Annotated in this window: 23 protein-coding genes and 4 pseudogenes; 9 read left to right on the plus strand and 18 right to left on the minus strand. The window is 60.9% G+C overall.

What is annotated here, in order from left to right; translation table 11 throughout:
• Window positions 1–200 precede the first annotated feature (200 nt).
• Window positions 201–380 (plus strand): annotated as a pseudogene (locus tag NKJ90_RS33585) (hypothetical protein); the annotation flags it as partial.
• On the opposite strand, the pseudogene NKJ90_RS23955 reads toward NKJ90_RS33585, so the two are convergent.
• Window positions 379–964, minus strand: a pseudogene (locus NKJ90_RS23955) (hypothetical protein); the annotation flags it as partial. The pseudogenes NKJ90_RS33585 and NKJ90_RS23955 sit on opposite strands and share 2 nt — an antisense overlap.
• A 2-nt stretch (window positions 965–966) precedes the next feature.
• Here NKJ90_RS23955 and NKJ90_RS23960 point away from each other — a divergent pair.
• Window positions 967–1212, plus strand: a complete 246-nt coding sequence (locus NKJ90_RS23960) for a DUF982 domain-containing protein (RefSeq protein ID WP_352486981.1) — start codon at window positions 967–969, stop codon at window positions 1210–1212.
• Window positions 1213–1287: 75 nt separating this feature from the next.
• Here the strand turns inward: NKJ90_RS23960 and NKJ90_RS23965 are convergent.
• From NKJ90_RS23965 to NKJ90_RS24020, 12 genes and pseudogenes are all read right to left on the minus strand, one after another.
• Window positions 1288–1778: pseudogene (locus tag NKJ90_RS23965) on the minus strand (SOS response-associated peptidase family protein).
• 189 nt (window positions 1779–1967) lie between these two features.
• Window positions 1968–2939 carry an amino acid ABC transporter permease gene (locus NKJ90_RS23970; protein ID WP_023762005.1) on the minus strand — a complete coding sequence of 324 codons (972 nt, stop codon included), beginning with the start codon at window positions 2937–2939 and terminating at the stop codon, window positions 1968–1970.
• Between the two features lie 19 nt (window positions 2940–2958).
• Entirely contained in the window at window positions 2959–4239 is a 1281-nt protein-coding gene (locus tag NKJ90_RS23975; protein ID WP_352486983.1) for an NAD(P)/FAD-dependent oxidoreductase, read from the minus strand.
• Window positions 4240–4383: 144 nt separating this feature from the next.
• Window positions 4384–5211 carry a transporter substrate-binding domain-containing protein gene (locus NKJ90_RS23980; RefSeq protein ID WP_352486984.1) on the minus strand — a complete coding sequence of 276 codons (828 nt, stop codon included), beginning with the start codon at window positions 5209–5211 and terminating at the stop codon, window positions 4384–4386.
• A 304-nt stretch (window positions 5212–5515) separates the two neighbouring features.
• On the minus strand, window positions 5516–6934 hold the full coding sequence (locus NKJ90_RS23985) for an NAD(P)/FAD-dependent oxidoreductase (protein WP_352486985.1): 1419 nt from the start codon (window positions 6932–6934) through the stop codon (window positions 5516–5518).
• Window positions 6931–7797: a PfkB family carbohydrate kinase gene (locus tag NKJ90_RS23990; protein WP_352486987.1), complete on the minus strand. Its 867-nt coding sequence runs from the start codon at window positions 7795–7797 to the stop codon at window positions 6931–6933. Before NKJ90_RS23990 ends, NKJ90_RS23985 begins: the two co-directional genes overlap by 4 nt.
• Complete coding sequence (locus NKJ90_RS23995; RefSeq protein WP_352486989.1) at window positions 7794–8648, minus strand: sugar phosphate isomerase/epimerase family protein; 855 nt, start codon at window positions 8646–8648, stop codon at window positions 7794–7796. Before NKJ90_RS23995 ends, NKJ90_RS23990 begins: the two co-directional genes overlap by 4 nt.
• Before the next feature lie 21 nt (window positions 8649–8669).
• On the minus strand, window positions 8670–9530 hold the full coding sequence (locus NKJ90_RS24000) for a carbohydrate ABC transporter permease (RefSeq protein WP_352486990.1): 861 nt from the start codon (window positions 9528–9530) through the stop codon (window positions 8670–8672).
• Window positions 9527–10489: a carbohydrate ABC transporter permease gene (locus NKJ90_RS24005; protein ID WP_352486992.1), complete on the minus strand. Its 963-nt coding sequence runs from the start codon at window positions 10487–10489 to the stop codon at window positions 9527–9529. The genes NKJ90_RS24000 and NKJ90_RS24005 overlap by 4 nt, the downstream gene beginning before the upstream one ends.
• A gap of 8 nt (window positions 10490–10497) precedes the next feature.
• A complete protein-coding gene (locus NKJ90_RS24010; protein ID WP_352486994.1) occupies window positions 10498–11820 on the minus strand; it encodes an ABC transporter substrate-binding protein in 1323 nt (440 codons plus the stop codon).
• 28 nt (window positions 11821–11848) lie between these two features.
• Window positions 11849–12862, minus strand: a complete 1014-nt coding sequence (locus NKJ90_RS24015; RefSeq protein WP_352486996.1) for an SIS domain-containing protein — start codon at window positions 12860–12862, stop codon at window positions 11849–11851.
• 189 nt (window positions 12863–13051) lie between these two features.
• Window positions 13052–14053: a LacI family DNA-binding transcriptional regulator gene (locus NKJ90_RS24020; protein ID WP_352486998.1), complete on the minus strand. Its 1002-nt coding sequence runs from the start codon at window positions 14051–14053 to the stop codon at window positions 13052–13054.
• A gap of 227 nt (window positions 14054–14280) precedes the next feature.
• Between NKJ90_RS24020 and NKJ90_RS24025 the strand changes: the two are divergent.
• Window positions 14281–14727, plus strand: a pseudogene (locus NKJ90_RS24025) (SOS response-associated peptidase family protein); the annotation flags it as partial.
• Window positions 14728–14756: 29 nt separating this feature from the next.
• Here NKJ90_RS24025 and ligD read toward each other — a convergent pair.
• The gene (gene ligD, locus NKJ90_RS24030; protein ID WP_352486999.1) at window positions 14757–15764 is read right to left on the minus strand and encodes a non-homologous end-joining DNA ligase; all 1008 of its coding nucleotides are present in this window, start codon (window positions 15762–15764) and stop codon (window positions 14757–14759) included.
• Window positions 15765–15800: 36 nt separating this feature from the next.
• Between ligD and NKJ90_RS24035 the strand changes: the two genes are divergently transcribed.
• Window positions 15801–16118, plus strand: a complete 318-nt coding sequence (locus NKJ90_RS24035; RefSeq protein ID WP_352487000.1) for a hypothetical protein — start codon at window positions 15801–15803, stop codon at window positions 16116–16118.
• A 145-nt stretch (window positions 16119–16263) separates the two neighbouring features.
• Here NKJ90_RS24035 and NKJ90_RS24040 read toward each other — a convergent pair whose 3' ends face one another.
• Entirely contained in the window at window positions 16264–16440 is a 177-nt protein-coding gene (locus NKJ90_RS24040) for a hypothetical protein (protein WP_023762019.1), read from the minus strand.
• Between the two features lie 113 nt (window positions 16441–16553).
• Between NKJ90_RS24040 and NKJ90_RS24045 the strand changes: the two genes are divergently transcribed.
• The 3 genes from NKJ90_RS24045 to NKJ90_RS24055 all read left to right on the plus strand — a co-directional run bounded on the left by NKJ90_RS24045 (window position 16554) and on the right by NKJ90_RS24055 (window position 18579).
• Window positions 16554–16712: a hypothetical protein gene (locus NKJ90_RS24045; RefSeq protein ID WP_352487001.1), complete on the plus strand. Its 159-nt coding sequence runs from the start codon at window positions 16554–16556 to the stop codon at window positions 16710–16712.
• 88 nt (window positions 16713–16800) lie between these two features.
• Window positions 16801–17094, plus strand: a complete 294-nt coding sequence (locus NKJ90_RS24050) for a hypothetical protein (protein ID WP_352487002.1) — start codon at window positions 16801–16803, stop codon at window positions 17092–17094.
• Between the two features lie 897 nt (window positions 17095–17991).
• Window positions 17992–18579, plus strand: a complete 588-nt coding sequence (locus NKJ90_RS24055; RefSeq protein ID WP_352487003.1) for an NADPH-dependent FMN reductase — start codon at window positions 17992–17994, stop codon at window positions 18577–18579.
• Window positions 18580–18722: 143 nt separating this feature from the next.
• Here the strand turns inward: NKJ90_RS24055 and NKJ90_RS24060 are convergent, their stop codons facing one another.
• Both NKJ90_RS24060 and NKJ90_RS24065 read right to left on the minus strand, forming a co-directional pair.
• Window positions 18723–19079, minus strand: a complete 357-nt coding sequence (locus NKJ90_RS24060; RefSeq protein WP_352487004.1) for a hypothetical protein — start codon at window positions 19077–19079, stop codon at window positions 18723–18725.
• A gap of 109 nt (window positions 19080–19188) precedes the next feature.
• Entirely contained in the window at window positions 19189–19578 is a 390-nt protein-coding gene (locus NKJ90_RS24065; protein WP_352487005.1) for a hypothetical protein, read from the minus strand.
• A 434-nt stretch (window positions 19579–20012) separates the two neighbouring features.
• Between NKJ90_RS24065 and NKJ90_RS24070 the strand changes: the two genes are divergently transcribed.
• Window positions 20013–20219 (plus strand): helix-turn-helix domain-containing protein, encoded by a 207-nt coding sequence (locus NKJ90_RS24070; protein ID WP_031260989.1) that lies wholly within the window; start codon window positions 20013–20015, stop codon window positions 20217–20219.
• A 307-nt stretch (window positions 20220–20526) separates the two neighbouring features.
• Entirely contained in the window at window positions 20527–20766 is a 240-nt protein-coding gene (locus tag NKJ90_RS24075; RefSeq protein ID WP_352487006.1) for a hypothetical protein, read from the plus strand.
• A gap of 1565 nt (window positions 20767–22331) precedes the next feature.
• Here the strand turns inward: NKJ90_RS24075 and NKJ90_RS24080 are convergent.
• Window positions 22332–23513, minus strand: a complete 1182-nt coding sequence (locus NKJ90_RS24080) for an arabinose transporter (RefSeq protein WP_352487007.1) — start codon at window positions 23511–23513, stop codon at window positions 22332–22334.
• Window positions 23514–23534 lie beyond the last annotated feature (21 nt).

The following is a 23534-nucleotide window of genomic DNA, read 5'->3' on the forward strand; positions in this document are numbered from 1 at the left end:
CTGAGCGCCGCAGCGGACGATGAGGTTCACGGATATCCCGGCGAACATCCGCACAGCAACGGTCAATATCGGCGGCAGAAGGACGTCCGAAAAGGGCTTTCGGCGGCTCTGTCGTGGGAACGAAAAAAGAAGAGAAGCAGAACTTTCGTGTGCGATTTTTGCACACGGCCTCCCGCAAGTATCTGATATTACGTATCTATCTGTCCCATCCATCATCGGAGCGACTGCAGGGTCGGATGCGTGAGATGGTGAATGTAATTTCAGCCGCGACGGAGCTCACCGGCGACTTCAACAAGGCGATCTACTGGTATCGCAATGAACCGATCGCCGACTATGGCCATCGCACGGCGGCCGAGCTCGTCGCCGGCGGCCAGGTAAAATTCCCGTTGACCAATCGAGGACTTCCGGCACCTTCCAGCGCGTGTCCCCGGTGCCGTTGCCAGCGATCCTCTGCACGGCGTCGATCAGTTCTGAGTCAAGTATTCTGCCATAGTCCGGACCGGTTACGGCTCGCAACTCGAGGCGTCCATTGTCGATTTCCAGTGTCTTCACCTGCTCTGCTCGGTGGTTGAGCAGACCGTGCTGAAGGTTGATCGCCGCGAGCGGGGCTGGAAGCTGCCGCAGATAGGCGGCTGGTGCGCCGACCAGGCCGGCGAGTTGGCCAAAACTCCAATGCGTGGGGGCAACCGGGGCAAGCGCACCGGGCAGCATTAGCCTCAGGCGCTCGGGGATCGTCGCGACTGGCCTCGACGCGGATTAGCTCACTTTCGACGATGCGGGTCTTGCTGCGCTCCGACCGGGCCTTCACCGAGTTCCAAAGGTCGGCGAGCGACAGGTAGCGCTCGTCCGCCGGCCGGTTGAACCATTCTGACGACACGCGGCCAATGCGCTGGCCGCGGCCGACGTCGACCTTGTAACCGGCCCGCTCGTTGCCCTTGGGCGTGTGAATTTCCATCTTGGTCATGGGTGTCGCTCCTCGGCGGGCGCCGGGAGACTCTCTCCCGGACCTTCACCCGCCGCCGCGGCCCGCCCACCCTCTTCCTCTACGACGCAGCCACGATCCTGCTGCGAAGTGTCCCTCGCCCGACGAAGAAGCGAAAACTGGCTATGGATGCATGTCTTCAGGTTCTGCGTGGTGAAGCCCAGACGCCGGTAGCGAGACGCGCCTTCGTTACAGCGGCGTTAGAAGCGAAAATCCTACGCAGCGACTGAGGTCCAAATGATATTAGCCTCGATCACAGTGGCAGCGGCGGATGGCCGGCGAGATCACCAAGTTCGAGTTTTGGTTCAAAATGCTAGCACGGCCTGTGCAGATGCTTCGCGCGGCTTCGAAACCACGAACGTGCCGGCCGGCAACGGCCGAAGCAGCTCTTCTTCCAAGCAGGTCCTGTCGAGCCAAGCCACCCGTTGATCGCGCCGCATCACTGCCACCTGTCGGTCGTGGAAGGGCGCAACGTCGTCGTTCGCCTCGATCGTCAGGATGGCATAAGCCTCACGCCAGTCACGTGTCGCCGGGCGCCAGATTCCGGCGAAAAAGACCAGTCACCGTCGGCGAGCGAGAAGCTATAGGCCTTGCCCCTGCTCCGGTGCCGGAACGAGGCAACGGTGACTGCGAAACGTCCTGCCCTAGCGCGCATGACGGTGAACGGCCTGCCTCCAATTTTGCTGGGCTGAAGGCCCCAAGGCAACTCTGCCATCTCAACATCGCCGCCGTAGCGCCTTATGATAACGCGGCCTTCGTCGAGCGATGCGTCGGAATCGAAAACCATTGCACTCATCGTCGTTCGAACATAACAAGAACACGGTCGCGCTGCAATGCGATCAAACGGAGGACTGATGTGCAACGACTATCGTTCGACGGTGGACGTCGCCGAACGGCATGCTGTCGCGTACAATCTGCAGCTGCTCTCCGAAGTTGGCTGTTGCGGTGCTGTGCAACTCGCTTTGGCGAAAATCACGGATGACGATCAGCGCTTGAGTGAGCGCCCGAACCGGTCCTCAATCCGCGACTGCAGGAACTCGAGCCCCATCGAGAGCAGCCAATAGATCATCGAGGCGGTGATGAGCATCTCGATGTGGCGGAACTCGGTCTGGCCCTGCGTGCGTGCGAGATACATGATCTCCCAGACCCCGACCACCGAGACCAGCGAAGAATCCTTCAGCATCGCAATGAACTGGTTGCCGGTCGGCGGTACGATGACGCGCATCGCCTGCGGCAGGATGACCAGGAACATCGTCTGGTTAGCGCTGAGGCCGAGCGCCGTAGCACCCTCGGTCTGGCCGCGCGAGATGCTTTCGATGCCGGCACGGAAGATCTCGGTCATGTACGCGCCGTAGCAGAGCGACAGCGCCATGATGCCGGCCGGCACGGCGCCGATCACGTAGCCAATCTGCGGCAGGCCGAGATAGATGATGTAGATCTGCATCAGCAACGGCAAGCCACGAAACAGAGAGGTATAGAAGGTCGCCAAGCCATAGACCACGCCGTTGCGGGAAAGTTTGGCGATGGCGCCAACGAAGGCGATGAGGGTGGCGATGGCGATCGAAATGGCCGAAATGTAGAGGGTCGTCACCACGCCCTTCGAGACGAGGAAGCCGATCTTCTTGGCGATGAACGCGAAGGACAGGTCGAAAGAATAGAAAAACAGCATTAACAACACGAACAGCTCTATCCACACCGCCACAATCTGCTGTTTGCGGCTGAGATACCGCAGCGCGTTCCAGTTCGCCGCCACGATCAATGCGATCAGCACCGCCGAGACCGCCCGCCCGATCTCAGGGTTGGCGGCGAGACACTCGACTGTCCCCGGAACAAGCTTGCCGAGCCAACTGGCTTTGATGCCGAGCCCGTACAGGCCGGCGGCGATGGCGGCGAGCATGAAGAACACGCCAACGCGGCGCGCCGCGTCCGGGTGGTTGAGCAACAGTCGGCCGATCACGTCCTCGATCTCCTTATGGTCAGCGGGCGCGCTCGCGCCACCAATCCTGCGCCTGCAGCTTCCAGTAGGTAAGTTGCGCGACTGCAAGTCCAGCCGGGCCGCCTGCCCAGGCAAGCCCAAATGGTGCGAACAGCCGGTAGCGGTCCGATTCTCCCAGTATGGCCTCGGCGATCAGCTTGCCGGCGATCGCCGTGGTGTTGATGCCATGGCCGCCAAAAGCCGTGAGGTACCAGACGCCCGGCTGCAACGCGCCGATTTGGGGCATCAAGTGGCGGGCATAAGACATGAGCCCGGACCAGGCGAGTTCGGTCTTGAGCTTTTCGAGCTGCGGATAAGTTGTGACCATCTCGCGGCGCAATTGCCACGCCAACACGCCCGGTGAGGCCGCCCGCGTGGTGATGCGCCCGCCCCAGAGCAGCCGTTTGCCGTCTTCGAGAATGCGGTAATAATCGCCAGCGCGACGGTTGTCGCCAACGGCGTCGGTTGTCGTAATCGCCTTGGCGATCAGGTCAGGCGCCTCCTCGCTCACCATGACGTAAGTGGCGATCGGCAGGAACGCCCGCTTCAGCCTGCCGACCAGTGGCCCGGTATAGCCACCGGTGGCAAATACGGCCTGGCGGGCGCGCACATGGCCGCCGTCGGTGCGCACGATCTTTTCCGCGCCGTCAAGGTTGGCTTCAACGGCCCCCGATCTCTCGTGGATCCTGCCGCCCAGCCGTTCGATCTCGCCCGCAATGGCGCGGAGATAGTTGAGCGGATGCATGTGGAAGGCGCTGGGGTCGCGCAAGCCTTGGTAGTAGCGCTCGGAATGCAGCACCGCTCGCACCTGGTCGCGCTCGAGATAGTCGAGCCGATAGTTGAAATCCCGCGCCAGTTGCTCGGCATATGCCTTGAGCGCGGCGCCGCCATCGTGGCGAAGCACGCTCAACATACCGGAGCGCGGCCCTGCCGCCTTGATGTCGAGATCGCGGATCGTCTGCCGCACGAAATCGACGCCTTCGATGGACAGGCGGTGCAGTCTTTGTGCCGCGTCCACGCCGGCCATCGCGGCGATGTTGTCGGTGCCTGTGGCGAAGCCGGGATTGACGAAGCCGCCATTGCGACCGGAAGCGCCGAAGCCGATGCGCTGCGCCTCAAGCACGACGACCTGCTGGCCGGCGCGAGCCAGCTGCAACGCCGTCGTCAGGCCTGCCAGTCCGCCGCCGATAACGACTGTTTCGCACTGCGAAACGCCGCTCAGCGGCGGTCTGATGGTGTTGTCGGCAAGCGTGCGTCGGTAATAAGTGTCAGGATATGTCATGATCGATATGATGAGATGGCGGCACTAGAGCATTTTGAAGCCGGGCGGAGCCGCCCGGTGTCGCAGAAATGCGGTTGAACAAAACAGATGGAGCGGGATGTTCAATTTGAATGCATCCCGCCCAAGCTTCGTCCACGACGCTCCTCAGTCGGCGCTGTAATCCTTGCCGTACCACTCGGTAGTCAGCTTCGTGAGGGTACCGTCCTTCTTCATCTCGTCGAGAATGCCGCCGATCTTGGCATTCCACTCGGCATCACCTTTTTCCGCGATCACCACCAGTGGCTCACGGAAGGCATAGCCGCCTTCCAGGATACGCAACGGGTAGCCGTTCTTTATCGCGTTCTGAGCTGTCTGTTCTGGTGCGATGACCGCGTTGAGGCGCACGCCGTCACCGAGCCTCAAATCGTCGAACGGCAGCATTGAGTCGGCGAAAGTCCTGATCTCACCGGGCTCCAGCTTGTATTCGATGGGCGGCAAGCCGGGAGCATCGATCTCAAGCTGTCTGCGGACGAAATCCTCCGACGTGGTGGCGGTCTCGACGCCGATGATCTTGCCGTTAAGGTCGGCGACCGATTTGGCCGGGCTGTCCTTGTGAACCACGTAAACGTAGGGGCTGTAATAATAGATGCCTTCGAAATCGATCACCTTGGCGCGCGCCTTGGTCGGCGTCACCGAGCCGACACCCAGATCGTAGCGCCCCTGCCAATGACCGCCCGTCATCGTCGCCCAGTCCGGCGTGTCGAAACTGACCTCGACGCCGAGGCGCTTTCCGATCTCCTTCGAGACGTCGATGTCGAAGCCGACCAACTGATTGCTGTCATCGAGGAAACTCTGCGGCGGCCAGCCGCTGTTTGTGGCGACCACCATTGCCTTCTTCGAGGTAACCCGGTCGATGGTTTCACCCGCCGACGCCGCAGACGCGAACGCTAGCGTGGTAGTGGCCAAGGCCAGCCACGCGATCAATTTCCTCACTTAAACCTCCCTCTTCATCGTTAGATATATGCGCCCTCTCCCATAGAGAAAGGGCTATTTGAGAGCGCAACATGAGATCGATCTCATATCAGACTAGGTACACATATCGACGAGGGGATCAAGTCCTTTTTCAGCGATTGGAAAGAAAACCCGGCCAGCTTTTGTGCCGGCAACGCGCCGACAATCGGCGGCTACAGCGACGCATCGGCGGCACTGTCGTGAAGTTTTCGGGACTTGCATCAAGGGCAGATCAGCCATCGTATCCTCCTTGGTGGCGTGAAGGACAAGACGCTCTGGACGTCGCTTATTTCTTGCGGTGGCCCGGCTTGAGCCCAGCCAGCAGATTGGTGATCCTGTCCGCCTTCCGGTTGCGGATCTCGGCCTCATTCTTGCGGCGCACCGCGCCGCGGACGAGCTTGGCGCCGAGATAGCGGAACGGCTCGGGCGGGAGCGACATCCGACGCTCGATGCCGACCAGCCCGCTGGCGCTCCAGCGATCGTTGCGCTCCAGCACGAGGCTGGCCAGTATCCGCCCGCCAATCGGCGTTTGCGCGATGCCGGTTCCGTTGAAGCCCATGCCGTAGAAGATGTTGGGATGGCCGCGCAGGTGATCGAAGACCGGAACGTGTTCGGGTACACAGTCGATGGGACCTGACCAGTCATACTCGACCCGCACGCCACGCAGCGCCGGATAGACTCTGTGCAGTTCGCGCACATTGTCACGGCCGTGCTCCGGGCTGCGGTTGAAGCTGGCGCCGAAGTTTCCGGCGAACGCCAAATTGCCGCTGCCTCGGCCGAAGACCACCCTGCCCGTGTTGGTGCGCTGGTAGTAGAGGACCTGTGCCTGTGAATCGCAGATTGAGGCACCATCGCGCCAACCAATGCTGTTGAGCAGTTCGGGCACGGCGGCGGTTGCGACCACTTCGCTGTCGACGACGTAGAGATGACGGCGCAGTTCCGGCAGCGCTGAGAGCCATGCGTTCGCGGCAAGCACAACTTTCTCTGCCCGCACCTTGCCTTGCGCCGTTCGCAGCCTGCACGTCCTGCCGGATTCGATGTCGAGGACCGGGCTGCGCTCATGGATGATCACCCCGCGTGCCAAGGCAAGATTGCGCAATCCGATCGCCAGCTTGGCGGGATGAACCGTACCCGCATTGCTCTCTACGACCCCGACATAGGATGCGGATGAACCGGTCCGGCATTCTATGTCCTCGACCGTCAGCGGCCTGAAACGGTTCTCTCCGGCCGCTGCGGTCATCGCAACGGCGTTCTCCCAGGCGCCTTCCTGGGCAAATGAGCTCGCGGTCCACAGCCATCCATCTAACCGCAAATCCATGTCGATGATGCCGCTTTGCTGCAGCGCCTTCAATTCCGCTATCGACGCCACCGTGTCGGCGCAGAGCTGTCGCGCTTCTTCGAGGCCGACGACGGCACTGATCTGATCGATTTCGGCGAACCAAGAGTGGACTTGGCCGCCGTTGCGTCCCGACGCCCCCGATCCGCACAGATCGGCTTCAAGCACGATGACCCGTGTTTCCGGCGCCAAATCACGGATGCGCAGCGCCGTCCACAGGCCGGTATAGCCCCCACCGACGATCACCACGTCGGCGCGCTCGTCGCCTCTCAACGGTGCGGTCGCGGTGTCGGCGCCGATGTCCTGAAGCCAGAAGGACCGGTCGGACGGAAGCGCCACCTTCGGCTGTCGCAGACGCAGTGTCGTCACGGCCGGGCTCCCTGGGCGTCGGCAATGAAGCTGGCATATTTGGCCGGCAGCCAATCTGGTATGGGACGCGGTCTCTGGGGAAACCCGCCGAGATGTGTGCAGGTCTGCGCAGCGGCGATTGAAGCCTCGTGCAATGCCTCCGAGGCGCGAAGGCCGTCGAAACGGAAGCCGGCGAGGAAAGTGGCGATAAAACTGTCGCCGGCCCCACACGTATCCACGACATCGACAAGCGTCGCCGGCGCATGCACTATGTCATTCGAGCCATCGTCAAAGTAGGATCCGCGACGGCCGCAGGTCAAAACCACTTGGCTCGCGCCGGCGGCCCTGAGCGCGGATAGCAATGGCTCGATGGGGACATCGACATCGTCTGGGCCGGAGGCAAACAGCATCGGCACGCCGCCGAGCGGCAGTGCCAGATGTGCCGTCGATACATCGATGCTGAACGGCACACGATCCGCGACCATCCGGCGGACAAGGTCTCTGTTGGCATTGGTGCCGAGATGCACCCAGTCGGCTGCGGCGATGATCGCATAGTGCTCCGGCGACGGCATGTAGCTCTCACCGACCCCGAAGGATTCGTGCAGGAATTTGCGCTCCCCGGATTCGTCGCGAAGCAAGGTGACCGCGGTGTCGCCGGGGCGACGTTCGACGTCATCCGGCGAAAGGCCGACGCCTACCAATTCGGAAAGTACCATATCACCCTCGGCATCCTCGCCGACAGCGCCAAAATACCGTGCCGTCCAGCCGTTGCGCCGCCATTGCGCGGCGACGTTCAGGGCGTTGCCACCGACGGTAAGCAGACCGCTGGCCAGGTAAGCGTCGAGGCAATTATCCCCGACAGCGACAAGCTTCTTCAACGTCATGCCAGCACCTTTGCGCGATTCAGGTACGGCTCGATAGCGTTGAGGCAGCGCGTCCAGGCCCCTATCGGATCCAGCGCGTAGCATCCATTGCCGAACGGCTCGAAGGTGATCTTGCCCGCGTATCCGGCGCTCGCCAATTCGCTGACAAAGCGGCCGAGCGGCAGTATGCCGTCGCCCCACACAAGATGTCCGCTCGGCGTGCCGTCGACGAGTTGGACATGCGCAAGCCGAGCGCCGAACAGGTCTACATAGCCGGCCACCGTGTCGCCGGCAGTGGCCATGGCAACCGTGTCCAGCACAACATCCATGTTGTCAGCGCCGAGTTGGTCGAGCATGCGGCGCAGGCCAGCAGCGTCATTGATGACGTTGGTCTCGAATCGTTGCAGTGGCTCCAGCAGGCACCGGACACCGTTTCGGCCGGCATGCGCGGCGATCATGGCAAGCCCCTCGAGGGCGTGATCCCATGCCACCTGCGGCGCCTCGTTCTCGTAGCCTCGCCCCGGAGTCAGGAACAGGTAACGGGCGCCCAGTGCCGCGCAGATGTCCGCCGCGCGGCAGAACCGCTCGATGCTGTCACGGCGCAGGTCCTCATCGCCTGAGGCAATGTTGATCGGATATAGAACCTGCTCTGGCGTGAAGCACCAAGTGGACAGGCCGCTGTCGGCGAGCACCCGACGAACGGATTCGACCCGTGTGTCGGTGGCGTGGAAGAGGTCGAGATGCTGGGCAATCCCCCACAATTCGATCTCCCTCATGCCGAAGTCGCGGATCGTCCTGGCAACCTCATCAAACGGAAAGTGCTGAAAGCTGAAATTGGCTCCGATCAGCTGATGGGCAGCAAGCTGCGGCATGAAGGCTCCTTTCGGGAATTGTTATTTGCCGATGCCTTCGGCCAAGCCACGGATGAAGTAGCGTTGCGCGGCAAAGAACACGACCACGATGGGCAGGGCCGAGATCGTCATGGCCGCGAAGACCACGGCATAGTTGGTTCCGTGCGTTGCCATGATCGACGTCAGTCCAACCGGCAACGTCTGCACATCGCTGCCGCTCGTGAAGATCATGGCGAAGAGATATTCGTTCCAGGCAAAAAGGACGTGCAGGATGACACACGAAATGATGATCGGCCGGCACAGCGGCAAGGTGATGCGCCAGAAGATCTGACCCTCGCTGGCGCCGTCCATCGTCGCCGCCTCGTCGATGTCTTCAGGCAGATCCAGCATGTAGGCACGGATCAGGAAGGTGGTGAACGGGACCCGGAACGCCGTGTAGAGAATGATCAGCGCCCAGTAGGTGTTATAGAGACCGAGCGCTTGCAACATTTTCACCAGTGGTATGATCGCCACGGTGGGGCTGAGCATCAAGCCGCCAAGAACGATGGCAATAACCAGAGGCTTTGCCGGCATCTTCGTGCGGGTCAGGCCGAAGGCCGTCCAGGCACTGATCAGCACCGTGCATATGGCCGAAGCGACGGTCACCAGCACCGAGACTGTCACATATCCACGAACCCCTTGGTTCCACGCCTGGACGTAATTGTTCCACGACCAATGGACAGGCAGAGCGAAGGGATCGCCGAAGATCTGCGCATTGTCCTTGAAGCCGCTCAGCGCCATCCAGATCAGCGGATAGATGACGATCACAGCGAGGCAGACCAGGAAGGAATAGAGCAAAGTCGTGGCGATGGCCGACCATACATTGACACGCCGGCTGCGACCGGCTGCGACCGTCGCACTCATAACTGCACCCGCCGTTGCTTCGTGTACCAGAGCTGTGCCGCGCCGGTGAGCATGGTGAGGACGAAGATGACGGCGGCAATCGCCGCGCCATAGCCGAAATTGTCCTCAATAAAAGCCTTTTGGTAGAGCCATGTGCCCAGCACCTGGCTGCTGTTGTTTGGCCCGCCCGCGGTCATGACCATGACCTCGTTAAACACCTGGAAGGCGCCGGTGATCGTGACAATGATCATCAGCCCCGTCATTTCCCGGGTCAGCGGAAAGGTGATGCTCCACAGCCGGCGCAGCGGACCGGCGCCATCGATCGTTGCGGCATCGTAAAGGTCGCGCGGGATCTTCTGGATCGCGATGGCAAACAAGAGCGTCGAGTAGCCAAATCCCTGCCATTGGCTCATGGCGATGATGGCATAGATGGCGGTGTGCTCGTTGCCGAGCCAGGGCATGACGAACTGGCTCAGACCAACGCGGCTGAGCGCGGCATCCAGCAAGCCGATCTGCGGCTGGTAAATGAAATAGAACAGCAGTCCGGTCACGGTGATCGAGATGGCCGACGGCACGAAATAGATGGCGCGCCACAGACGGCGCCAGCGTTCGCTCCTCAGGTCCTCGATGATGGCCGCCAGCAGGAACGCGCCGAAGACCTGGAAGATAACGGAAATGATGGCGTAGAGGCAGTTGTTCCACAGCGCCAGCAGCACGACCGGGTCATGCAGCAGCCGGTCGTAATTGGCAAGGCCGACATTGGTGACCTCGCCGGTATAGATGTCCTGGTCGGTGGTGCTGACGATGAAATTGTCGACGATCGGATAGTAAACGAACCAGCCGATGAGGATGAGTGCAATCGCCGCCCATCGCAACGACCACAGATTGGCGAAGCGGGCCCGCGGCCTGTTTGGCCGTTGCGGCCTGGCGACGCCGCGAAGCACGGCGCCGCTCTCCATTGTGTCCGAGGCCCTTGCCATGGTCTGCTTTATTTGACTGCGGATGCGGCCTTGCGCACCTCATCCATCACTTGTTCGGGCGTCATCGAGCCACCTGCCAGCGCCTGCAGGCTGGAGAGCCAGACGGCGGCGACGCGTGGCGGGTTGGCCGTGTCCAACCAGGGCATGAGATAGGAGGCCGCGTTGATGTCCTTGAGACCATCAACGACAGCAGCGCTCATGTTCTTTTCCGAGGCGCCGCCGATGGTGGCGCTCGGCTGGCCGTAGGGTGGCGCTGACAGGACCTGCGCGTTTTCCTTGGAGGTCGCGAACTTCATGAAATCGATCGCCAGCGGGATGTTTTTGGACGCCGCGTTGATCATGTAGCCCTCCGGCGCGCCCTCGATCGACTTGGGGTCACCCTTGGCCCCCTCCGGCACGGGCAGTCTGAAAAACCCGAAATCGGCGGGTTTCAGGGCCGAATCCGGCGTGGCGGCCTGATCGAACTCGATGATCTCCTGATAGTACATGGCCGACTGCGCGTTGGTGAAGGCCTGGAGAGCCGAGGCATAGGATGTGCCGTTGACGCCGGCGCCATCGGTGCAGCGCTCTACAAGCTGGCTGAACTGCTTGAGCGCTGCGACATAACCTGCATCGCTGTAATCGGCGGTGGCCGGGTCGAAGTCGCGTTCCAGTTTTGCCTGCGGCACGTTGTAGGCGAGCAACTGGCCCGCAAAGTGGATTGCCGGCCAGGCCTCCTTGTTGCCGAACGAAATCGGTGTCGCGCCAGACTTGCGAATGGCGTCGCAGCTGGTCAACAGTTCCTCGAAAGTGGCTGGCGCCTTGAGGCCGAGCTTGGCGAAGACCTGCTTGTTGTAGCCCATGAACTTGGCATCCTGGTAAAGCGGAATGCCATAGAACTTGCCATTGTATTCGAATGCCTTGACAGCGGCCGGAGAGAGCGTCTTGCCCCAGTCGGTGTCGGGGCTGATGACGGCACTCAGGTCAACGGCGCGATTGCCGCGCACGAAGTTGCCACCCCAGCTTCCTGTCCAGGAGAAGTAGATATCGGGCAGCGAGTTCGAAGCAACCAAGGTCTTCGTCTTGCCCTTCACGCTGTCGTCGCTCTCCTGGATGAGTTCGACCTTCACGCCCGGATGGAGCTTTTCATAGTCCTGCGCAAGATTGACGAAATAGGGCGACAGCTGCTGCAGTCCGAACTTGGTCAGGACCGACAGCGTGCCGCTATACTCGACCTTGGCGCTGGGGTCGGCCGCAACCGGCACTGAAGCGGCGAAACTGCCGACCATCGACAGCCCCAATGATGATACCGCGGCCAGTGTGACCGCCACGACTTGCAGCGAACGTTCCATTAGCAGCTCCTTCAGAGGTGAGAGTGGATCAGTATTCAACGCGTTTGTAGTAGCGACGTGTCGTCAGCGGGTGATTGCGCAGCACCTCGAGATGCGCGCTCAGCCGCTCGAGCAAGGTGGCAAGCAGGACCGGCGAGATCATGCTCCGCACCTGGGCGGAAATGCGCGGCAACTTGACCGAGGCCGCGTCGAGCGTACGAACACGGTCCGTGTAGCGTTTGGCAAAATTTTCGACCCGGTCGGCCAACGGGCGAAGCGCATCCTCGCCTTTGAACACGAAGACGCTGACGCCTGGCTCGACCAGTTCGAGCGTGCCATGAAAGAAGTCCGCGGCGTGCACAGGGCGGGTGCGGATCCACTGCATCTCTTCGAGGATGCACATGCCGTAGTAGTTGGCTTCGGGCCAAACCGATCCTGCGCCCGTGAAGATGTGATAGGTTTCGTCCTTGATCGTCCCCGCCAGTTCGGCGGCCTTGCCCTCGAACGCGGCTTTGGCATCGGCGAGCAGGCCCGGCAACAGCTTGAGCTCGGCGACAGTCGCATCGAAGCCGTCATATTCGCCACGTTCGGCCAGAAGCGCCAAGACGATCAGTAACGTCTGCAGGTAGAACGATTCCGATGATGTGTCGTCTTCGGCGAAATTCGTGAAGTTGTGGTCAGCTTCCCGCGCTATCGGCGAGTCCGAATGGCCCGTGAGCGAGATCGTGCGGACGCCCCGTTTTTTTAGGAAGGCCATGAGTTCGACGCCTTCCTTTGTCGTACCCGACAATGAAGGGATGACGACCACAGCGTTGCTGTCGAGACCGGCTGGCGGGTCAAGCACGACCTGTGCCGGATATGCCGCGCATACCGGGAAGGTGGAGTAACGCTGCGCCAATTCGATCGCCGGGAGCGTCAGGAGCTGCACGCCGCCGGTACCCATGAAAAACAGTCGCTCGACGCCCTCCGAAATCAGCGTGCGCATGAGCGAGCGCGCCTCGCCCGCGATGGCAACGGCCCCGCTCTGAATCCTTATGAAGCGATCTTTGTCGAAGTTCAGCATGTAGTTCTTCCTTGTACTCGGATGCGGTAGAGCCTCTATCCAGGCGCAAGGATCGAAGCGCCCGTCTCACCCTTTGATCAGTCCCGGCCAATGTGAGATCGATCTCACATCCGGATAATGGCCATGCAATTCCGCGGTTGGCAAGCCCTTGCCGACAAAATTGTTGGTAATGGAGGAATCCGGGCGTTGTCAGCGCCTGCTGAATCGAGCAACCGAACCGCGCACGATCAGGCGCGTCGGGAACCGGATATGGCGAGGCGCGATCTTTTTGCCGGCCAACCGTTCCAGCAGAAGCTTGGCAGCCAGCGGCCCGATCTCCGAGATCGGCTGGGCCACCACGGTGATCTGGGGGTCGGTGAAGGTGGCGAGATTGAAGTCGTCGAAGCCCACCAATGACACGTCGTGGGGGATCGACAGGCCCATCGAGCGCAGACCGAGAAGTGCACCCTGGGTCATCAGGCTGTCCACGGTGAACAGGGCCGTCGGGCGGTTGCGGCGGCTGAACAGGCGGATGGTTGCGTCGACGGCATGTTCGACGGTCGAGCGCGACACGCTGATCAGCGATTCGTCGAGCGCAATGCCATGCGATTGCAATGAATTCTGGTATCCGGCAAGACGTTCCTGCGCGGTGAAGATGCGCGACTCGTCGCGCAGCAGTCCGATCCGTTGATGGCCATTGGCGACGAGGTAGTCCACGGCCGCGCCCGCCCCGCCCTCATTGTCGACGACGACACTGTCGCAGTGCAGCTCTTTGACGACGCGGTCGATCAGCACGACCGGCGCGCCTTCACGCACCAGCTGGACGATGTGCTCGCTGTCGGTTGCGGAGGTTGGCGCTAGGATGAAGCCGCGGATGCTCAACGACCGCAGGCTTTCCAACAGCTCCTTTTCCTGTTCGACATTTTCCTCGCTGCTGGCAATCAGCAGGTTGTGGCGATGCTTGCGGAGCTCAACCTCGATGTCGTGGGCGATGCGTGCGAAGAACGGATTCTGGATATCGCCGGGCACGAAGCCGACGATCGGCAACTGACCGCTGCGCAGGGCCTGCGCCACGAGATTGGCCCGATAGCCCAGTTTTTCGGCGGCTTCCAGAACCCGCAGCGCGGTCTCGTCGCCGACATAACCGTAGCTGTTGAGCGCACGCGCCGCCGTGGCGCGCGACACATTGGCCGCGGCGGCAACGTCCTTCAAGGTGATCCCTTTCTGCGTCACGGCTACTTGTCCTCCTGCGACCCTGACATTGATCGCATCGTGCTTCCGGCTCTGCGTTGCATTTATCTTGTGCGGCATATCCGCGAATTCTCAAACTTCCAACGCAGCTTGTGCACGCTCTTTCCTCAAGCGTCCTATCATCGATTTTGGAAGAAGTGCTGAAACTGCGAACTCTGGCCGGTCGGCTCACCGGCGGCGCCCTATCGATCATCAGGACGATCGGGGGCGTCCGAGGCGAAGGTGATATGATGCAACGTCGCTGGAGCTGGCCCGGACCAAACAGGCGGCCGGTCTATAATTTCCGTTCGGAGGGCCGAGAATTCACCTCCGGTCGCTGCCTGATCGTGGCGGACGGCTTCTACGAATTCACCGATCCCGAAGACCCCAAGAAGAAGCGCAAGGACAAGTGGCTCTTCACAAAGAAGGAGGAGCCGATCTTCTGCATCGCTGGCATCTGGCGTGAAACGCCTGAGGTCGGCGAGGCATTCACCATGCTGACGATGGAGCCAGGACCCGACATCGCGCCCTACCACGACCGGCAGATCGTCATCCTCGATCGCAGCGCGTGGTCGGATTGGCTCGACCCTTCGGTGTCGGCCAAGTCGCTGATCAAGCCCCTTTCACCCGGCACGCTGCAGGTAGAGCAAGTCGGATGGATGAACCGGTCGGCGACCGATGCCGATCAGGGATGGGGCACGGAACGCACCACCTGCCGGGCCGGCTTATCCTGCCGCTCACCTTGATACGAGACCTGACGCAGGAGATTGTCTTCAGTCCAGGTGAGATAGGTGACCTCGACCACCATTTCAGGCTTGACCCAATGGACGCGCGACAGCTCAAGCGGCGAGCCGAACCGGCTCTCACGTGGCGGTGGGACGTCGAGCGGCATTCGATCTACCTGAAGTGGTCCAAGCCGGCCAGCCAATCGCTTGAGCTCTGCAATCGTGATGCCTGTGCCGGCGCGGCCTGCATACATCAGACGACCATCATCGGTGTAGTAGCCGAGAAGCAGCGAGCCGATATGGGGGCGGCTTCCAGTTGGATCGGTCCAGCCGACGACGATGAATTCCTCTCTGTTGAGACACTTTGACTTGACCCATAGCCCGCGATTGCCGGATGCATAGGCGCTGTCGATCCGCTTTGAGATAGCACCCTCGAGTGCAAGCCGGCAGGCGTGCTTGCGGAACGCAGGCCCGTCGCCGATCACGTGATCGCTGAAACGCAGGCCAGGCATATCGGACGAAAACAGGCCCTCCAGTCGCGCCTTGCGATCTATCAGCGGCAGCTTCGCAATGCTTTCTCCGTTGAGAAACAGAAGGTCGAAAGCAAAGAAGACAAGATCGCCCGTGCGGCCTTCGTCCATGCCGGCCTGCAGGCGGCTGAAGGAGGTGACGCCGTCTGCCCGAACGGCGCACAGCTCCCCGTCGACATATGCCTCTTTCACCGGGAGCGCGCGCAGGGCCGCTATCGTCGTTCGATAGCGATGCGACCAATCGAGGCCGGTGCGGGTAAGCAAGCGGATGTCGCTGCCGTCGATCCGCGCGTGCATGCGGTATCCGTCGTACTTGACTTCGTGAAGCCAGTTCGGGCCGTCGGGCGCTTCGTCGACCAGGCGCGTGAGCTGGGGCTCGATCCATTTCGGCGGATGCGTTTTGTTCGGCTTTGTGGGATTCACCGTCGTGCGCGCCATTGAGATAAAGCGTCGTCATGCGGGCGAGACTACCACATGATAACCGCTGCAGCTTTATCGGAAATCCTGCGTTTTCACGTTGATGCGGTCGATGTGCTCGCAGGGATCTTATCCCGAATCGGAGACTATGCCGATCAGACTGCCCAAGCCGCGGGACTGCCGGTAGAAAATGCCGCCGCGGCTCGGCATAGTCACGATCTTCGGCGTCGCGAATGTCTCCGTTCGGGTGGAAAGCGGAAGGGCAGCTTTCTGGATGCCACCGGCGATCCCCTGCACGGCAACCAGGAGGGGCGTTGCCGATCAGACACTCTCAAGTTTTGGCGCGAGAATAAAATCGAAACGGGCCCGGCCTAAGCCAGTGGTGGCGGCTCCCTCGAGCTGTAATGCCGTCCGCAATGTGCGGACGGTAGTTTGATTGAATTAATCAAAGATTCGGAATTTTGGTTGCGCATGACGGGCATCCGGGTAGAGCAGAATAGCCGTCGCCGAAGGATTGCCCCTAGTCTTCCTTCAAAGCCTCTGCCTCGTCTTTAAGTTTCTGCCAGTCCGCGCCATGCTTGCGAAGCAGCGCTCTGGCCTGTTTCGGAGAGACGTCGGTCACCTCCGCCAGGTGCTCAACTTCCAGTTCTGCGCCCTTCACCACGCGGCTTGTGTCGTTCGTCTTCTTGGCGACCATATTCTGCGCTCCTCGCCCATCGATCACAGGCAACGAGCGCCGGTGAGTATTGTTCCGGACCTATGGAACTATCTGCCCGCCGCATTGGTTTCTCGATTGAAGGGAGGACGATCATGCTAAAATTTTTACTTGGTTTTAGCGCGCTCTGGGCGATGTTCCAAATTGGTAGGGAGTTCGGCAGAGCCGAGGCAGAAGTCATGTTGTCGCCTCCCGTCGATTATGATCGCCATCCATCGACAAAGAGCGATGCGGAATACGGCGATCCGACCTGACATTGTCATTCGCCGGCCGCAGGTCGGGGATCTGATGCCGTAGAATTCCGGCCGGCTGAGGCGACAAACCTGACCGGTGCCGCCGCCTATGGCGATGGTTGCTGATGTCATCTGCGCTCAACAATGTTCGCCGGAGAGGGGCCGCCTGAATGACGAGAGCTTTCGAGCGTCCCTTGCCGCATATGGCCTCGCTCAGTGTCTCTTGCTTTGCGCCAATCCGAGACTCAGTGCGCTGATCGAGATCTCGCAAACCCCCGCTGCTGATGTCGAAGCCTTCTTCGCCTGGCTCTCGGAGCCGCCGCCAATCGAGACCTGCAAACATGGCTTCGAACTGGGCGTGGGTCAGTATCATCAGTCCATCCTTGATACCGAGGCCAGGTGAAGCTGCCATGACGATACCGGAGCCATCCCAGTAGATTAGCTTCAGCCGATCTGCCTTACGAGCGCAACCCCAACGATGCAGACGGACTGCTCATGAAGGGTCGGTTAATGACCTGTCGTGGGCGACACGAAGAGGCATTGACTTGTTTGGAGGCAGCCTATCGCCTCAATCCACTGCGCTCTCGCTGGTCCCGTCCTTTGTCCGGCATCGCCCTTTTTTCCCTTCGGCGCTTTGAAGAGGCCCACCCATGCGTTCAAACTGACGCCGGTGCCAACCCCATGGTCGGTCGCGCGGCTCGCGGCGTGCTACGCCCAGCTTGGTCGGACAGCAAAGGCACAGGCAGCCATGGCGGAGGTCCTGCGGCTGCAGCCCAATTTCTCGACGGTCGAATACACGCGCAAGAGCGTTTTCCTTGAACACGCCGACGACCGAGAGCTTCTCCGCGAACCCGTCAGGCCGTCATTTCGCTGCCCTGAGGTCGGTCGATGAAACTGAAGGATATGGCACCAAGAAGCAACGTCAAACCGGGCTTGGCCTGATCGAGACGTAGCCCGACCCCAACGACAAGCGCAATCAGTTGGCCCGCCTGTCCGGAAGGGGTGAAGGGGTCCTCAACTCAATCGTTCATTTCATTGAGGAGGATCAGACCTTCGGACAGCAATACCCTGAGGTCGGTGCCTCCCATCCCGGAATGATCTGGCGGGATGGCGCCAAGCGCAATCGACGCTTGGGGATTGTGCCCGCTAATCCCATTAGTCCCCACCGCTAAAAGGCCGCCACAAGCGGCAGCGCCCATAGGGCTGCAAACATTCGGGAACCGATGTCTGGTGCGTGCGTTCGAGCATGGGGACTGCGCTGTCAGCCGCATACTGGCAGTCTCCCGAGGAGGTATCCCCTATGACCGCGTACAAAGTCGGTTATCTCATTGGCAGCCTTGCCAAGGGCTCACTCAATCGGAAGCTGGCCAAGGCGCTGGTGAATTTAGCGCCGGCCGAGCTCTCGATGACTGAAATCCCATTCAAGGACCTACCGCTCTACAGCTACGACTACGACGCAAATTTTCCTCCGCCGGCAAGGGCCTTCAAGGATGCACTCGCCGGGGTCGAAGCCGTGTTGTTCGTCACACCGGAGTACAACCGCTCTATCCCAGGCGGATTGAAAAACGCGATCGACTGGGCGAGCCGTCCCTACGGTCAGAACTCGTTCACCCGTAAGCCGTCGGCTGTCATCGGCACTTCGCCGGGTTCGATCGGCACCGCGCTGGCGCAGCAAAGCCTTCGCGGCGTTCTTGGCTTCTGCAACTCCCCACAGATGAACTCGATCGAGGCCTACATCCAGTTTAAACCCAGCCTGATCACCGACGAAGGTGAGGTCACCGACCCTACGACCGAGGAGTTCCTGCGCGACTACATGCTGCAATTCCACGGCTTCATTGCAAGGGTCTATACCGCCCTTCCCAGACCGGACCTAACGCCTGTCGAATAGGGGCTTGGCGTCCACAAGTCCCCGACACATGCCGTAGAACCCCGCCACCGTGAGGCAGCGGGCTCGTCGCGCCCCCGCGATTGGAATTCGTTTGGTTGCCGGTTCTTCGACTTTGTTTGGGCACATCCAGCGCAGCCTGATGATCACTTATAGAACCAGCGATCCTGATTAGGCCCAGTAGCGTTGAGGATGAGACCCAATAGCAGACCTAATGCGGCGCCGAGAATGAAGGCGCTCGACACCGTACCCGGATTGTCTTCGACGGCACCGGAAACAGATTGAGCCCCAGTCCGGAGCACCTGGGCTGTACGGCCAGCGCGATCGGCAGCGCGGTCATACCAGCCTGTGGCTTCCTCGATGGCCTCTTCGGCGCGCTCTGCCAGCGTTCGATTGATCTTGTTGATTTCCCGCTTCAGCTGAGCGACCTGCTTCTCCAAGGCTTCCTGAGCTTCGCGCTGGGTCGGTCTCGGTGTCGCGGCTTCGTTTTGGTCGGCGGCCATTTTCAACCTCCCTTGATTGTCATGCTCAACGGCTGGCCGCTGCGTAAGGTTCCTGTCAGCGAAAAAAGCCCGCCACCGTGAGGCAGCGGGCCACCAGTTGCCTTCGCGCTCAACTCAGGCGAGCTGCAAGGCGCCTGATATCTGTGGCGATCGACAGGAACGCCGCGTTCGGATCGCCAAAATCCTCGAGTCCCAATATGTCGCTCACGCGAAGCTTTACCGTCATGCCTTCAAGGGTATGGGCAGGGACCGCGCAAATGCGCTTGCCTATTTCCCATTCCTCGTCGCAAATCGCGTTGAATGCTTCTTCGGCAGCGTCAACCCCGTCTTCGCGGTTGATCTCTTCCCATTTGGCGGTGCGCGCATCCTGCAAGGCCTTGTTCTCAGCTTTCTGTTCTTCGATCTGCTTGGACCATGCGGCGTAGATGGCCGGCCTCTTGTTGTGCGCCATGTCTGCAATCGTCATGGCGTTGAACGCAGTCCTCACGTCTTCCGGCATGTCTCCTTCCACGCCGAAGGTCTCGGCGGGTAGAGCTTTTCGCATCGTCTACCAACCTTCCTGCATACCTTCGCCGCTCTTTCCCGCCGGGTGCGGGCTTGTTCCAGTTCCTTTTCGAGCCGGAACAGCTCGGTGTCTGCGCTTTCGAAGTGCGAATGATTGATCATGTTCATCGGATATTCCTTCTCTCCAGGAAACCCGCCGCTTCTGTCAGTCCAGATGATTCGGCTTTACGTGAGGTTACCGCTGCGATGGAGGCGGCACCGATACCGGCCAGGATGGTGCGGCGGGAAAATCTCCCGATGGCAGCGGGCATAGCTTCGCGGGCCGCCGGAACCTAGGTGAACGGCATTTGGAATTCCCCTTCAGTTGTGATACTTACACTTGTGAAAATAGCACAAGAGCGAAGAGTTGTGAAGCCTGCACAAGTGAGGATGGCTAGAGCCGCTTTGAATTGGTCGTTGGCCGACCTGTCAAAGGCCGCCGGAGTTCATCGCAACACCATCTCAAATTTCGAGACAGGCAAGTATGGCGGTTCGGAGGATGCCTTGGCTGCAATCGAGCGCGCCCTCGAATCTGCCGGCATCGAGTTCATCGCCGAGAATGGCGGCGGCGCCGGGGTGAGGCTGCAGAAGCCCTGAGATCCCGAGGGGAGCCGGCTTGCGCGTGCGCGCCAGTTGCGCGATTGTCCATCGCAGAGATAGGAGGGCTTTTGGCTTTTGATGGCCTCAACGCTGCTATCGCGGCAGTTGCGACGTTCTTTGTGCTTAACAGTGACTACAACCCGTTCGCATCGCCAATGAGCCGAGCTTGCGAAGCAGTCCTAAAGAAACGACTTCACGCGCCAGCCGGCTATAAGCGGGTAGAGACTTCGGAAAGTTCCGAACCCATACCTTTGGAAGACTATTTAAAGGACCGCGACGCCACCACCGAATCAGATCGGGTTCTATGGACCAGGATGTACAGCGACGACTCCGGTCGCAAAAATCCGCCGACAAAGTTCACGCTCTTCATCGCTATGACGGCCCCAACGCCTATGGAACGCCGGTTCGTGGCCTTTCAATGTGCGAACACCGATCCCTCTCAGCCAGCAAAGCCGGCGCAGCATGGTATTCGGTGATTGTCGATAACTTCACGCAGACTGGTTGGTTAAGAGAGCAAATACTCAAGGGCAACGTGCAGAAGTGATTCCGCTCTACATCGCCGCAATCGGTGTCGTGATGCTCGCTGGCGCGGTCTGGCGCTATAGGCAGCGCGACATGCTAGGGATGTCCGTCTGCCTCCTGATGGCAGCGTTCGCGGTTTTGTTGCTGGTGCTTCCGGCGAGGCCCTAACGTCGCTTCGGCTTCGGCGTGATCTCTTCCACCCGGGCGTTCACGCCGTCCTGCACCATTGCCTGCTCAAGCGCGTCCGCTTCGGCCTTGTCCTTGGTCGTCAAGATGGTGCGCCAACGGGGCTCGTCGAACACGCTGACGATATAGGTCGTGGCCCGGCTTGTCGTGACCTATCGGAGCCCGAAGAAGCTCAATATCGCCAACACGATGACAATCGCTCCAACGATCCAAATGATATTGTTCATGATCACTCTCCGGTTTAGGAAGCCCGCGCCTCTCCGAGGCCTGATCTTTGGCAGGCGATGGGGGCACCACTGACGCAAGCTTCAACTTTTAGAAGCCGCTAATGTCCCTTCGATCGAAAGTCGGTTTCCAGGCGCGGTTTCGCTCCCGCTGCAGACCTTCCAGCCCGCCTCGGAGCACCTTTTGTCCGGTGGGACGAGACGGGCTGCGGAAGCTCGAAGGGGGCTTCCCGCTTCAAACTTCAGAAGCCGCCAATTGTTCCATTAGTCTGCCCTAAAATGCCCGCCACCCCGCTACGCCTCAGTCCGCCAATTTAGCTTTCGCTAATAGCTGGTGCGATGACGCCATCTCGTGGGGATTCACAGCCTCCGGGTTTCAATGTATGTTGCTCGGCATGGAACGGGCATTCGATGACATCGCTGCCGCCCTCAGAGAGCCCCGCCAGGACTTGTGGCGCCCTGTCCGCGCCATCGCCATTGATCTTGCCGGCAAGCTGCTGATGGGCGTTGCAATCGGCCTTGGCGTAGGACTTGTGATGGCGATAGCGGGTTAGGATGGCGGCGGCGCCGGTGTGAGGCTCCGGAAATGAAAGCGCCTTTAGAAGGTTGCGCAAAGGCGCGCGTGCATGCGGTATCCGTCGTACTTGATTTCGTGAAGCCAGTTCGGGCCGTCGGGCGCTTCGTCGACGAGACGCGTGAGCTGGGGCTTGATCCATTTCGGCGGATGCGTTTTGTTCGGCTTTGTGGATTCACCGTCTTGCGCGCCAATAGAGATAAAGCGTCGTCATGCGGGCGAGACTACCACATGATAACCGCTGCAGCTTTATCGGAAATCCCGCGTCTTCACCTTTATGCGGTCGATGTGCTCGTAGGGATCTTATCCCGAGTCGGAGACTATGCCGATCAAGCTGTCTAAACCACGGGACTTTCGGTAAAAACGCCGCCGCGGCTCGGCATAGTCAAGGTGTCCGGCGTCGCGAATTTCTCAGTGTGGTCGTATCCCACCCGACGGCCTCTGGGCAGCTAAGCTGGAATAGCGGCCGTTCAGGTGCCCGCCGCACTTCGACGGCAATGGGCCCAATGTCGGCCGTAGAAGTCGATCTTGCCATTGCCCGGAAGCAGACGTCGCCCGGAGCGGGAGCGATCGTGGTTGCGCGACATCTCGAGCACAGACTATCTATCGTGGAGCGTTACGGCGACCCAGCAGCAGGGCGATGCCCAACGCCGGAAGCGTCGCCGTCGCGACGGCGAAGAAGACGAATTTCCGCCCGGCCGATGCCGCGACCCAGCCGAGCGCCGGGCTGCCGAAGCCGAGCGCCACGTCGAGGAAGACAGTGTAAAGTCCCATGGCCAAGCCGCGGCTGCGTGGCGGAAGATGGCTTACGGCCTCGGCACCGAAACCGGGGTAGACCAGCGAGTAGCCAAGGCCAGTCAGGCCCGCTCCGATGGCGGCGAGAACGGGCCCGGGCGCAAGCCAGATCAGCATCAGCCCTGCCGCCTCGACCGCCACGAAGATCACGGCGACGCGCGCGCCCCCCAACCTGTCAGGCAGGTGGCCGAAGCACAGCCTTGCCGCGATCAGCGCCGCGGCATAAGCGGTGAAGGGAAGCCAGACAGGCTGCCAGCCGCGTTCGGCAAAGAGCAGCGCGCCAAAGGACAGGATCGCGCCATAGCCAAGGCTGCTGAAAGCAGCTCCGACGCCGGGAAGCCAGACCGCTTGCGCCACGCTCGTCCATGACTGTCGCGCGGCGCTCGCGGCGAGACTGGTGCCACGCATAGGCAGGATGGCAAGCAGCGTCGCAAGCGGCAGGCCGACCGTCGCGAGTGCGATCGCGGCGAAGCCGCTCGCCACGTAAAGCGCAGATCCGATCGGCGCGCCTAGCGCGAGCGCCGCGAACATCGCCGTGCCCACCAAGGCTATGACCTTTCCGGAGTTCTGTCCGCCCGCAAGGGAAAGGCCCCAGGCGACGCCGCCGGTGATGATGAAGCTCTCAGACGCGCCCAGTACCGCCCGGCCGGCGAAGAGCGCCGATGCGGACGCTACCGGTCGGTCGAGCAATGCCAGCGAGCCGAGGTAAATGAACCCCGCAAGGGCAGCGGCAATGAGGCCGACGATGACGGCCCGCTTGCCGCCGCGCCCATCGGCATAATTTCCGGCTCCAATGCGCGACAGCATCGAGGCGACGAACTGGCTGCCCGTCACCAGCCCGACTGCGAAGGGGCCGAAGCCGAGTTGCTGGTGAAGATGCAGCGGCAGGACGGGTAGCGCCAAGCCGATCAGGAGGAAGCCGGCGAAGACAGCCGCCATGATTGGCACCAGTTCCGCTATCGCGCCATTTCGGTCTGAAGTCCGCGCCATTTGTGGCCACCGATAACACTT

The organism is Mesorhizobium sp. M0051, from assembly GCF_040323235.1.
Lineage (GTDB): Bacteria > Pseudomonadota > Alphaproteobacteria > Rhizobiales > Rhizobiaceae > Mesorhizobium.

Bases quoted from the DNA above. Each gene is read 5' to 3' on its own strand.
- NKJ90_RS23975 (WP_352486983.1), bottom strand. From the start codon at position 4,239: ATGACATATCCTGACACTTATTACCGACGCACGCTTGCCGACAACACC.
- NKJ90_RS23990 (WP_352486987.1), bottom strand. From the start codon at position 7,797: ATGACGTTGAAGAAGCTTGTCGCTGTCGGGGATAATTGCCTCGACGCT.
- NKJ90_RS23995 (WP_352486989.1), bottom strand. From the start codon at position 8,648: ATGCCGCAGCTTGCTGCCCATCAGCTGATCGGAGCCAATTTCAGCTTT.
- NKJ90_RS24000 (WP_352486990.1), bottom strand. From the start codon at position 9,530: ATGAGTGCGACGGTCGCAGCCGGTCGCAGCCGGCGTGTCAATGTATGG.
- NKJ90_RS24005 (WP_352486992.1), bottom strand. From the start codon at position 10,489: ATGGCAAGGGCCTCGGACACAATGGAGAGCGGCGCCGTGCTTCGCGGC.
- NKJ90_RS24010 (WP_352486994.1), bottom strand. From the start codon at position 11,820: ATGGAACGTTCGCTGCAAGTCGTGGCGGTCACACTGGCCGCGGTATCA.
- NKJ90_RS24015 (WP_352486996.1), bottom strand. From the start codon at position 12,862: ATGCTGAACTTCGACAAAGATCGCTTCATAAGGATTCAGAGCGGGGCC.
- ligD (WP_352486999.1), bottom strand. From the start codon at position 15,764: ATGGCGCGCACGACGGTGAATCCCACAAAGCCGAACAAAACGCATCCG.
- NKJ90_RS24035 (WP_352487000.1), top strand. From the start codon at position 15,801: ATGATAACCGCTGCAGCTTTATCGGAAATCCTGCGTTTTCACGTTGAT.
- NKJ90_RS24040 (WP_023762019.1), bottom strand. From the start codon at position 16,440: ATGGTCGCCAAGAAGACGAACGACACAAGCCGCGTGGTGAAGGGCGCA.
- NKJ90_RS24045 (WP_352487001.1), top strand. From the start codon at position 16,554: ATGCTAAAATTTTTACTTGGTTTTAGCGCGCTCTGGGCGATGTTCCAA.
- NKJ90_RS24050 (WP_352487002.1), top strand. From the start codon at position 16,801: ATGGCGATGGTTGCTGATGTCATCTGCGCTCAACAATGTTCGCCGGAG.
- NKJ90_RS24055 (WP_352487003.1), top strand. From the start codon at position 17,992: ATGACCGCGTACAAAGTCGGTTATCTCATTGGCAGCCTTGCCAAGGGC.
- NKJ90_RS24060 (WP_352487004.1), bottom strand. From the start codon at position 19,079: ATGGCCGCCGACCAAAACGAAGCCGCGACACCGAGACCGACCCAGCGC.
- NKJ90_RS24065 (WP_352487005.1), bottom strand. From the start codon at position 19,578: ATGCCGGAAGACGTGAGGACTGCGTTCAACGCCATGACGATTGCAGAC.
- NKJ90_RS24070 (WP_031260989.1), top strand. From the start codon at position 20,013: ATGGCTAGAGCCGCTTTGAATTGGTCGTTGGCCGACCTGTCAAAGGCC.
- NKJ90_RS24075 (WP_352487006.1), top strand. From the start codon at position 20,527: ATGGACCAGGATGTACAGCGACGACTCCGGTCGCAAAAATCCGCCGAC.
- NKJ90_RS24080 (WP_352487007.1), bottom strand. From the start codon at position 23,513: ATGGCGCGGACTTCAGACCGAAATGGCGCGATAGCGGAACTGGTGCCA.